This is a genomic window from Tahibacter soli (assembly GCF_025717065.2).
Lineage (GTDB): Bacteria > Pseudomonadota > Gammaproteobacteria > Xanthomonadales > Rhodanobacteraceae > Tahibacter > Tahibacter soli.
Genome location: NZ_JAOVZO020000017.1, coordinates 476,451 through 487,034 on the forward strand (window position 1 = coordinate 476,451; position 10,584 = coordinate 487,034).

Here is a 10,584-nt window from a genome sequence, read left to right on the forward strand (position 1 = left end):
GGTCGCGTCGCCGTCAGCGGTGCAGCGCGCGATGCCCGATGTCGCGCCGATAGAACATGCCTTCGAACTGCACCTCGTGCGCGAGCGCGTAGGCGCGGTCGCGCGCCTGGGCGACGTCGTCGCCGAGCGCGCAGACCGTCAGCACGCGCCCGCCGGCGCTGATCGCGTGGCCTTCGTCGTCGAGCTTCGTGCCGGCCTGGAACACCTTCGAGCCGGCCGGCGCGGGGCGGTCGAGCCCCCGGATACGGTCGCCCTGGCGCACCGGACCGGGATAGCCCTGGGCCGCGACGACGACGCCGAGCGCCGGCCGCGCGTCCCATTCGGCTTCGGTGCGGTCGAGCCGGCCGTCGAGCGCGGCTTCGACGAGATCGACGAGATCGGACTTCAGGCGCAGCATGATCGGCTGCGTTTCAGGATCGCCGAAGCGCACGTTGAATTCGATGACCTTCGGCGCGCCGCTCTTGTCGATCATGAGACCGGCGTAGAGAAAACCGATGAACGGCGCGCCTTCGGCGGCCATGCCGGCGAGCGTGGGTTCGATCACCTCCTTGAGAATCCGCCGCTCGACCTCGGGCGTGACGACCGGCGCGGGCGAGTACGCGCCCATGCCGCCGGTGTTGGGGCCGAGGTCGCCTTCGTCGCGGCGCTTGTGGTCCTGGCTCGTCGCCATCGGCAGCGCGGTGTGGCCGTCGCTGATGACGATGTAGCTGGCTTCCTCGCCTTCTAGAAATTCCTCGATCACGACGCGCGCCGACGCGTCGCCGAGCGAATGCGCGCCGAGCATGTCGTGCAGCGCCTGTTCGGCGTCGGTCAGCGTCAGTGCGACGACGACGCCCTTGCCGGCGGCGAGGCCGTCGGCCTTGATGACGATCGGCGCGCCGTGCTTGCGCACGTACGCGAGCGCCGGATCGAGGTCGGTGAACACGGCGTAGCGCGCGGTCGGAATATTGCGCCGGTGCAGAAAATCCTTCGCGAACGCCTTGGAACCTTCGAGCTGGGCGGCGATGCGGCGCGGCCCGAAGCACCGCAGGCCGGCGGCGCGGAAGCGGTCGACGACGCCGGCCACCAGCGGCGCTTCGGGGCCGACGATCGTCAAAGCGACGGCTTCGCGCTGCGCCAGTGCGAGCAGGCCGTCGATGTCGGTCATCGCGACCGCGGCGTTGCGCACGCCGTGCTCGTGCGCGGTACCGGCGTTGCCGGGCGCGACGATGACCTCGGAAACGCGCGGCGACTGCCTGATCTTCCACGCGAGCGCGTGTTCGCGACCGCCCGAGCCGATGACGAGAATTTTCATGAGAGTGTCGCGTTGAGGCGAGGGGGCGCAATTCTACCGGGTCGGCGCCGTCGCGCTTAATGCCTTTCGTCGCCGGCCGCGACGGACCGTTCGGTACGACCGGCGCCGGCGAGGGTCAGCCAGATGCCGAGCGCGCTCGCCACGCACGGCCACAGCACGTAGCGGAATTCCGCGGCCGGCGCGATCAGCGCGAGCGGCAGCGCGTACAGCCACGCGCTCGCGAGCACCGTGAGGCCGGCGACGCCGCCGGACGTGCGCCGCGCGCGACGGGCCAGGAGCGCCACGAGCACGCCGGGTACGAGGTACGTCAGCGCGGCGAACGCCGGGGTCGCGCGCAGATCGCCGATCAGCGCGGTCCAGCGCCGGTGCAGCGCGCTCTCGTTCGGCGCGATCTTCGGGTTGTCGCGATATTCGAGCAGGGTCGGCACGAACGTGAGTTCGTGCGGGAGCGCCGTCGGCCGCGTCCAGAACAGATAACGCGACAGCTGCGCGCGGTGCGCGAGATAGGCGGCCGGATGCGCGAGGATCGCGCCGGCCCAGTCGCGCATCAGCGCGTGCAGCTCGGGCGCGGGCCAGCTGCCGAAAGGATCGCGCAGCGCCGCGCGCGAACTCATCAGCACCGACGTGTTCGTATACGGCCGATACGTCTCGCGCAGGTCGGCGACGGTGGCTTTCGCGTCGATCGCGTACGGCGGCACGAGCAGCGTGTCGGCGCGCGCGGACATGCCCGACAGATCCCACAGCACGAGCGACGGCAGCATCGTGACGTGCTTGCGCACCGCGAGCCGGTCGACCGCGCCGGTCGCGACGACGAGCGCGGCCATCGCCGCGACCGTCGTCAGCGCGACGCGGCGCGATGCGATTTTTGCTTCCTTCTGGAAATAGCAACGACTGCACCAGTACGCGAGCGGCAGCACGGCGGCAAGCGCGTTGTGCCGCAGCAGCGCCGCGTAGAACAGCGCCGGCACGGCGACGAGGATCCAGCGCCGGTCGCCGCGCGCCTGCGCACGCGTCAGCGCGCCCGTCGCGAGCGTGAGGCAGGCGAGCAGGCCCGCGTCGCTCCATGCGTGCGCGAGCAGCCACGTCGGCGGCAGCAGCGCGAGCGCGGCGAGCAGCAGCGCCTGGCGCGCGCGACCGACGTCGAACGCAGTCGCGACGAGCCACGCGCCGGACCAGAACATCGCCAGATGCGCCAGAAACAAGCCGCCGGGCCCGTCGAGCACGAGATCGCACAATCGCCACATCAGCACGATGCCGATGCCGGCGATGTCGGTCGTGTCGCCGGTGCGCGCCTGCCACCACTGGTAGGCGCTGTCGAACGACATGAAACCCGGAAAGAAGCCGAACGCGAACAGCGCGAACAGCAGCGCGGCAAAAACGGCGATGATCATCCGGTAATGGTAGCCGCCCCGCGCAACGCCGCGAGCAGCGCCGCGCGCGGCAGCTTGCCGGTTTCGTTGCGCGGCAGCCTCGGCACGCGCCGCAGCGGTCGCGGCAGGAACGCCGGATCGATCGCCTCGCGCAACTGCGCGAGGATCTGCGCTTCGGTCAGGCCCGGCGCGACCACCAGCGCGGCGATGCGCTGCACGCCGGCGGTGTCGTCGTCGCTCTGGAACATCGCGCCGTCCTCGACGCCCGGTATCGCGAGCAGGCGCCGCGTCAGGTCGCCGAGCGACGCGCGCTTGCCGGCGATTTCGAGCAGGTCGGCGTTGCGGCCGCACAGGCGAAACGCGTTCTTCGGCAATATCTCGACGATGTCCTGCAACAGCACGGGCGCCGCGAACCAGGGCGCGTCCACCTGCGTGCCGTCCGGCTGCGGTCTGAGTTCGACGCCCTCGTAGCCCTGCCACGCGTCGTCCGAGGCCGTGCGCCGGTGCGCGATGACGCAGGTTTCGGTCGAGCCGAACACCTCGATCACGCGCGTGTCGAACCGCGCCTCGGCCGCGGCGGCGAGATCGGCCGCGAGCGGCGCGGTGGCGCTGAGCACCGCGGCGATCGGCGGCAGGTCGATGCCGGCCTGCACGAGCGCGCGCAGATGCACCGGTGTCGCGACGAGCAGGCGCGGCGCCGGCACGGCGGCGAGCGCACGCGCGACGTCGGCCGGCAGGAGCGGCTTGCCGGCGTGGATCGCGACGTCGGCGAGCAGCGGCAGCAGCACCGAGGTTTCCATGCCGTACATGTGCTGCGGCGGCACGGTGGCGACGACGTTGAGCGGCGCGCCGGCGAACTCGCGCAGCAGCGCGGCGTTCTTCGCGGTGCTCGCGCTGAACGAGCCCCAGGTTTTTGGATTCGCCTTCGGCGTGCCGGTCGAGCCCGACGTATAGCCGATTGCGACGACGCGGTCGGCCGGCAGGTGCGGCACGTCGAAGGTCTCGAGGTGTGCGCCGAGCGTATCGAGGTCGGGCAGGCGCCACAGGTTTGGCGGGTCGAGTTCGAGCGTCTGGTCGCTGATCGCGTAGCAGCCCGGGTGCGCGTGCATGACGTCGAGCACGGCCTGCGGTGCCCGCGACGGCGGCAAGAGGTTCGTCTGGCCGGCCCACGCGACGGCGCAGAACGCGACGAGGAAATGGTAACGGTCGTCGCACAGGTTGACCGCGTTGGGCGCGGCCGGCAGCCGTTCGGCCACGGCGGCGACGTGCGCGAGGAAATGCGCGGCGTCGACCGGCACGCCGTCGCGCCACGCGACGATGCGTCCGGCCGGTCCGGCCACGAGCGGCAGGCGCGCAGCGGCGGCGCCCGTATGTGTCTGGATGACTGCGGACAAGCGAGGAGCCCCCCGGGCCTCAGTGTCTGAGTGAATCCCCGGTCATAGCGTCGCGGATCGGCGTGGGGCGCTCAAGCCCCCGACCTCGCCGTCGAGCACCAGGTCGATGTCGTTGCCGAACGCGGCGCGGACTTCCGCGGCGGTTTTCGCCGGCGCGTCGCCGTGGCGGTTCGCGCTGGTCGACACGAGCGGGCCGCCGAACGCGCGGCACAGCTCGCTCGCGAGCGGATGCGCGGTGACGCGCAGCGCGACGCCGGCGTGTCCGCGCGCGATCCATTCGGGTACCGCGTCCGATCGCGGGAAGATCCAGGTGTGCGGGCCCGGCCACGTCGCGAGCGCGCGTTCGATCGACGCGGCCGACGCGGTGCGGCGGTCTATCAGCGGTTCGATCTGCGCGTAGTCGGACGCGATCAGCAGCACGCCGCGCGCCGACGGGCGGAGTTTCGCGGCGAATACGCGATCGAGCGCGGCGGCGTTGAACGGGTCGCAGCCGAGGCCGTACACGGCCTCGGTGGGATAGGCGACGATGCCGCCGCTGCGCAGGATGCGCACGGCGTCGTCGATGGTCGGGTTCGTCGGCATGAGATTCCGTTCCTGCATGTCACAGACGCAATATGACGCACTATTCCTTCACTGCGCAGTACAGCTCCGTAGGCGATCAGGTTTTCTTGGCCGGCGCCTTCTTCACGGCAGCCTTCTTCGCTGCGGTCTTCTTCGTCGCGGTCTTCTTCGCGGCGGCCTTCTTGGCCGGCGCCTTCTTGACGGTTTCCTTCTTCGCCGCGGCCGTCTTCTTCGGCGCGTCGTCGGCCTTCTTCTTGCCGAAACGGCCGCCGCCGCGCTTGGGCTTGTCCGGCGCCGCGGCGAGGAGTTCCACGCATTCGGCTTCGGTCAGCGATTCGGGCTCGCGGTCCTTGGGCATGCGCGCGTTCTTGCTGCCGTCGGTGATGTACGGGCCGTAGCGACCGCGCAGCACCTGGATCGCGCCGTCGTTGAAGCTCGAAATCACGCGGTTCGCGGCGGCCTCGGCTTTTTCCTGCAGCAGCTGCAGCGCGCGCGGCAGCTCGACCGTGTACGGATCGTCCTCGGGCTTGAGCGACGCGTAGATCTTGCCGTGCTTGACGAACGGCCCGAAGCGGCCGATGCCGACGGTGATGTCGTCGCCGTCCGGCGCCTGGCCGAGATTGCGCGGCAGCTTGAACAGCTCCAGCGCCTCGGGCAGCGTGATCGTGTGCATGCTCTGGCCGGCGCGCAAGCTGGCGAACTTCGGCTTGTCCTCGTCTTCCTTCGTGCCGATCTGCACGAACGGCCCGAAACGGCCCAGGCGCACCGAAATCGGCTTGCCGGTGGCCTCGTCGACGCCGAGCTGGCGCGAACCGCTCGCCTCGGACTTGTCGACCGTTTCGATCTTCTCGTCGACGAGCGCCTTGAACGGCGACCAGAACCGCTGCATCAGCGGCACCCAGTCCTCTTCGCCGCGGCTGACGGCGTCGAGCTCGTCTTCGAGCCGGGCGGTGAATTCGTAGTCGACGTATTGCGCGAAGTGGCCCGACAGGAACCGGCTCACGGCGCGGCCGACGTCGGTCGGACGGAAGCGGCGCGCATCGAGCGTCACGTATTCGCGACCGAGCAGCGTCTGGATGATGCTCGCGTACGTCGACGGGCGGCCGATGCCGTATTCCTCGAGCGCCTTGACGAGGCTCGCTTCGGAGAACCGCGGCGGCGGCTCGGTGAAATGCTGTTCGGCCAGGATGTCGGTCAGCGGCACGCGGTCGCCGACGGCCATGCGCGGCAGCTTGCGGCCTTCGTCCTCGTCCTCGGCGTTCTTCTGGTCGCGGCCTTCCTCGTACACGGCGAGAAAGCCCGGGTCGACGACGGTCGTGCCCGACGCGCGAAACGCCGAATCGGCGCCGCAGGCGAGGTCGACCGACACGGTGTTGAGCGTCGCGTGCTGCATCTGGCTCGCAACGGTGCGCTTCCAGATGAGGTCGTACAGTTTGCGCTGCTCGTCGGAAAGCGCGCTGGCGACCGACGCGGGGCGGCGCAGCGCGGAGGTCGGGCGCACGGCTTCGTGGGCTTCCTGCGCGTTCTTCGACTTGGTCTTGTAGACGTTCGGGGTTTCCGGCAGCGCCTTGTTGCCGTAGTCGCGCCCGATCACGTCGCGCAGCTCGGCGATCGCGTCGTCCGACAGGCTGGTCGAGTCGGTACGCATGTAGGTGATGAGGCCGACGACGCCCTCGTCGCCGATCGCGATGCCTTCGTACAGCTGCTGCGCCAGGCGCATCGTGCGGCTGGTGGTGAAGCCGAGCTTGCGCGCGGCCTCCTGCTGCAGCGTCGACGTCGTGAACGGCGCGGCCGGACGGCGCTTGCGCTCCTTCGACTGCACGTCGGCGACGACGAGCGTGCCGTTGGCGGCCTTGAGCAGCGCTTCGCGCGCGGCATGCGCGTCGGTCGCGTTGGTCAGGTCGAACTGTTCGAATTTCTTGCCGTTCAGGCGCAAGAGGCGCGCGCGGAACGGCTGGGTCGCATGGGCGACGTCGGCGTCCATGCTCCAGTATTCGCGCGGCACGAAGCGTTCGATCTCTTCCTCGCGCTCCACGATCATGCGCAGCGCGGGCGACTGCACGCGGCCGGCCGACAGTCCGCGCTGCACCTTGCGCCACAGCACCGGCGAGAGGTTGAAGCCGACCAGGTAGTCGAGCGCGCGCCGCGCCTGCTGCGCGTTGACGAGGTCGAGCGACAGGTCGCGCGGATTGTCGACGGCGTCCTTGATCGCGCGCGGCGTGATCTCGGAGAACACCACGCGGTGCACGTCCTTGCCTTCGAGCAGGCCGCGCTCGCGCAGGATTTCGCTGATGTGCCAGCTGATCGCCTCGCCTTCGCGATCCAAGTCGGTCGCGAGGTACAGGGAGTCGGCCTTGGCGGCGGCCTTGGCGATGGCGTCGACGTGGCGTTCGTTCTTGTCGATCACCGCGTAGTTCATCGCGAACTCGCGGTCGGGCGCGACCGCGCCTTCTTTCGGCACGAGGTCGCGCACGTGACCGTAAGAGGCGAGGACCGTGAAGTCCTTGCCGAGGTATTTGTTGATCGTCTTCGCCTTGGCGGGCGACTCGACGATGAGGAGGTTCTTGGCCATGGGTTCCTTGCGCATCCTGCGCGCAGGCCGGTCGGGCGGCCGGCGATGGTATGGGGTGGCGGTCCGCAACGGCGACCGGGCATGCCGTCGGGGCACACCTTCTTTATTCATCGTGCACACAGCCCGGCGCGCGCTGTCAAGCTGAACGCCGAGCGTTGGGGCGCCGGAGCGTCGATCAAGGGAGCGGCCGCGGGCCCTCCTGTCGACTGCCGCACGGTTCGGCAAGTTCTTGTCGCGGCGCGAGTTCGTGAGGCGCCGAACGGCTCAGGCCCGGCTGTAGCGGCCCCCGCCCACGCTGATCACTTCGCCGTCGAGTTCCAGTACCAGCAGCATCGACGACAGCGCGCCGATCGACAGCGCCGAGCGTTCGGCCAGCTCGTCCACGCCGATCGGATCGTAACCGAGCGCGTCGAGCACGCGGCGATAGTCCGCGTCGCGGGCGGCCGGCGCCGGTTCGGCGGCGACCGGCGCGTCCGGCGCGGCCAGCCGCGCGCGCAGGCTCTCGCCGAGCGCGGCGGCGAGCGGCGCGAGTTCGGCGGCCACCTCGTCGGCGGTCTCCACGAGCTTGGCGCCCTGGCGAATCAAAAGGTGGCAGCCGCGCGCGAGCGGGTTGTGGATCGATCCCGGCAGCGCGAATACCTCGCGGCCCTGTTCGCCGGCGAGCCGGGCGGTGATCAGCGAACCCGACTTGACGCCGGCTTCCACGACCAACGTGCCGAGCGCCAGCCCCGAGATGATGCGGTTGCGGCGCGGAAAGAACGCCGCCTGCGCCTCGACGCCCGGCGCGAATTCGGTCACCAGCGCGCCGCGTTCGGCGATGCGCGCGGCGAGGTCGCGGTGCTTGCGCGGATAGACGAGGTCGGGGCCGGTGCCCATCACGGCGATCGTCGCGCCGCCCGCGTCGAGCGCCCCGGCGTGCGCCGCGCCGTCGATGCCGTCGGCGAGGCCGCTGGTGATCGCAAAACCGCTGCCGGCGAGGCTGCGTGCGAACTGCCGCGCGTTCGCGATGCCGCCGGCCGTCGCGCTGCGCGCGCCGACGAGGGCGATCTGCGGCAGCCACAGGAGCGTCGGGTCGCCCGCGACGAACAGCGCGGCCGGCGCGGCGCCGATTTCGCGCAGGAGCGGCGGATAATCGACGTCGGTCCAGGTGACGAGATGGTGGTCCGGCGCGGCGAGCCAGTCGAGATCGGCCGCGATGCGCGCGTCGTCCGGTTTGCGCAGCCAGGTCAGCGCGGCGTCGGCGAGCGCGAATTCGGCGCGCAGGCGTTCGAGGTCGGCAAGCGCCGCGGCGGCGCCGCCGGCGCGGACGGCGAGGCCGCGCGCGGTCGCCGAACCGATGCCGGGCGCGCGCAGCAGCGCGAGCCACGCGCGGGTGTCGTCCGGCGAACGGTCGTTCGGCATCGCTGTGCTCCGTAAACGAAAACGGCGCGGGTTGCCCCGCGCCGTTCGTTGTAGCAAGCATTCGCCGGCGGACTCAACGAGTCCGACTCAACGGGTCCGACTCAATCCGGCGCGCGCAGCACGTCGCCCTTGTGAACCGGACGGATGCCGTCCATGACGAGGCCGTAGCTGACGCGATCGAACGTGCGGAAGATCATCACGTGGCCGATGTACTCCTCCGGCAGCGTGGTCTTCGAGTCCTTCGGGTTGAACAGCTTCTTGAACGAGCCTTCCGGATACTTGTAGTTGTCGGTGATGCGCTCGCCCGGCGTATAGATGCTGAACGTGTGGCCGTTTTCGATGCCGTCGGCCGCGCCGCGCGACAGCGCGACGACCTGGCGCGGTCCGATCGCGTTGCTCGCATCGGTGAACGCGAGCACCTGGAAGTCGGCCGGAACCTGCGCCGGCGCGTGCGGCAGGTAGTGCGAGTCGTACGGCTTGTCTTCGATCGGCATGACGAGATCGCCGGGCCGGATCTCGATATCCGAGTAGGTGACGAGCAGCGAGGCCGGGTTCGTGGCGCGCGTGAGCGTGACGTTGCCGATCACCATCACTTCGTAGCCGAGCAGCTTCACGTCGCCCTTGAACGTATGTTCCAGCGGCGCGTGGTGCCACAGCGTGCCCTTTTCGCCGCGGAAGAACGGATCGGTCTCGCGCACGTGCGTGGTCGGCGCGTCGCCTTTCTCTTCCGGCGGCATCGACCAGTACAGGTTGGTCTGGCGCACGATCACGAACTGGTCGCCGGCCTTGGCGTTCTCCATGCCCTTGGCGTAGACGAGGTTGCCCTCGGCGACGCGCAGGCGCGATTCCTCGACGCCGACGATGTGCGGCAGGCGCTTGTACGTCGCCTCGTCGACGATCCGCATGTTCTTCAAGAACTCTTTGATGTCCTTGAGCGGAATCGGCTCGATCGCGTTGTCGAGCGGCTCGGTGCGCACGCGCGGGCCGTTGTCGGCGCGCGTGATGCGGTTCTTGCCGTTGAGATACGCGAGGTTGAGCACGTCGCCCGGATAGATCAGGTGCGGGTTCTCGACCTGCGGATTGGCTTGCCAGATCTCCGGCCACAGCCACGGCTTCTTGAGGAAGCGCGCGGAAATGTCCCACAACGTATCGCCGCGCTTGACGGTGTAGGTATCCGGATGACCCGAACGCAACTCCGAGTCGTCGACGGCCGCCGCAACGAGGGTGAGCAGCAGGCCGGCAAAAAGTGCAGGTAGTTTTTTAAGCATGGCTGCCAATTACCTGATTCCCCAAGGACATTGTGAGTGTATCTTAAGAAAACGCTTGAGCAAATGACCGGCCGTGGCCGTTACCCCCGGGTCTTCGTGCGAATTCGCTGCCGCGTGTCCGACGCGGTTGATTCCGCGTAGAATTTCCGCATGTTACGCGCGCGGCGGATAGCCGTTCCGCCAACTTCCGCGCAAATCGGCTTTCGAGGCAGCACCCATGGCCAAGCTCACCGTTCTTGAAACCCCCGACCCGCGACTGCGCACCAAGGCGCAGCCGGTCACCGAATTCGGCCCCGATCTGGCGCGCCTCGTCGCCGACATGTTCGAGACCATGTACGAGGCGCCGGGCATCGGCCTGGCCGCGACGCAGGTCAACGTGCACCGGCAGCTCGTCGTCATCGACGTCTCCGAGGAAAAGAACAGCCCGCACGTCTTCGTCAATCCGCGCATCGTCGCGAAAGACGGCATCCAGACGTATCAGGAAGGCTGCCTGTCGGTTCCCGGCATCTTCGCCGACGTCGAGCGCGCCAACCGCATCACGGTCGAGGCGCAGGACGTCGACGGCAAGCCGTTCACGATCGAGGCCGACGGCCTGTTCGCCGTGTGCATCCAGCACGAAATGGATCACCTCGCCGGCCGCCTGTTCATCGACTACCTCTCGCCGCTCAAGCGCCAGATAGTGCTCAAGAAGCTCGAAAAGCGCCGCGGCGCGGCCAGCGCTTGA

8 protein-coding genes are annotated in these 10,584 nt (G+C 69.4%); 1 reads left to right on the plus strand and 7 read right to left on the minus strand.

Annotated features, from left to right (window positions below):
- Window positions 1-13 precede the first annotated feature (13 nt).
- From purD to OD750_RS13290, 7 genes are all read right to left on the minus strand, one after another.
- Window positions 14-1,294, minus strand: a complete 1,281-nt coding sequence (gene purD, locus OD750_RS13260; RefSeq protein ID WP_263545714.1) for a phosphoribosylamine--glycine ligase — start codon at window positions 1,292-1,294, stop codon at window positions 14-16.
- Window positions 1,295-1,350: 56 nt separating this feature from the next.
- Window positions 1,351-2,685 carry a hypothetical protein gene (locus OD750_RS13265; protein WP_263545715.1) on the minus strand — a complete coding sequence of 445 codons (1,335 nt, stop codon included), beginning with the start codon at window positions 2,683-2,685 and terminating at the stop codon, window positions 1,351-1,353.
- Window positions 2,682-4,058, minus strand: coding sequence for an AMP-binding protein (locus tag OD750_RS13270; protein WP_272841944.1), 1,377 nt, complete (start codon window positions 4,056-4,058; stop codon window positions 2,682-2,684). Before OD750_RS13270 ends, OD750_RS13265 begins: the two co-directional genes overlap by 4 nt.
- A gap of 42 nt (window positions 4,059-4,100) precedes the next feature.
- Window positions 4,101-4,640 carry an L-threonylcarbamoyladenylate synthase type 1 TsaC gene (gene tsaC, locus OD750_RS13275; protein WP_336407560.1) on the minus strand — a complete coding sequence of 180 codons (540 nt, stop codon included), beginning with the start codon at window positions 4,638-4,640 and terminating at the stop codon, window positions 4,101-4,103.
- Between the two features lie 76 nt (window positions 4,641-4,716).
- Window positions 4,717-7,191 carry a DNA topoisomerase I gene (locus OD750_RS13280; RefSeq protein ID WP_263545716.1) on the minus strand — a complete coding sequence of 825 codons (2,475 nt, stop codon included), beginning with the start codon at window positions 7,189-7,191 and terminating at the stop codon, window positions 4,717-4,719.
- Between the two features lie 264 nt (window positions 7,192-7,455).
- A complete protein-coding gene (gene dprA, locus OD750_RS13285; protein WP_263545717.1) occupies window positions 7,456-8,592 on the minus strand; it encodes a DNA-processing protein DprA in 1,137 nt (378 codons plus the stop codon).
- 101 nt (window positions 8,593-8,693) lie between these two features.
- Entirely contained in the window at window positions 8,694-9,860 is a 1,167-nt protein-coding gene (locus tag OD750_RS13290) for a LysM peptidoglycan-binding domain-containing protein (protein ID WP_263545718.1), read from the minus strand.
- 217 nt (window positions 9,861-10,077) lie between these two features.
- Between OD750_RS13290 and def the strand changes: the two genes are divergently transcribed.
- On the plus strand, window positions 10,078-10,584 hold the full coding sequence (gene def / locus OD750_RS13295) for a peptide deformylase (RefSeq protein ID WP_263545719.1): 507 nt from the start codon (window positions 10,078-10,080) through the stop codon (window positions 10,582-10,584).

Coding starts and splice junctions, on each gene's coding strand:
- purD (WP_263545714.1), bottom strand. CDS start 1,294: ATGAAAATTCTCGTCATCGGCTCGGGCGGTCGCGAACACGCGCTCGCG.
- def (WP_263545719.1), top strand. CDS start 10,078: ATGGCCAAGCTCACCGTTCTTGAAACCCCCGACCCGCGACTGCGCACC.
- tsaC (WP_336407560.1), bottom strand. CDS start 4,640: ATGCCGACGAACCCGACCATCGACGACGCCGTGCGCATCCTGCGCAGC.
- OD750_RS13280 (WP_263545716.1), bottom strand. CDS start 7,191: ATGGCCAAGAACCTCCTCATCGTCGAGTCGCCCGCCAAGGCGAAGACG.
- OD750_RS13265 (WP_263545715.1), bottom strand. CDS start 2,685: ATGATCATCGCCGTTTTTGCCGCGCTGCTGTTCGCGCTGTTCGCGTTC.
- dprA (WP_263545717.1), bottom strand. CDS start 8,592: ATGCCGAACGACCGTTCGCCGGACGACACCCGCGCGTGGCTCGCGCTG.
- OD750_RS13290 (WP_263545718.1), bottom strand. CDS start 9,860: ATGCTTAAAAAACTACCTGCACTTTTTGCCGGCCTGCTGCTCACCCTC.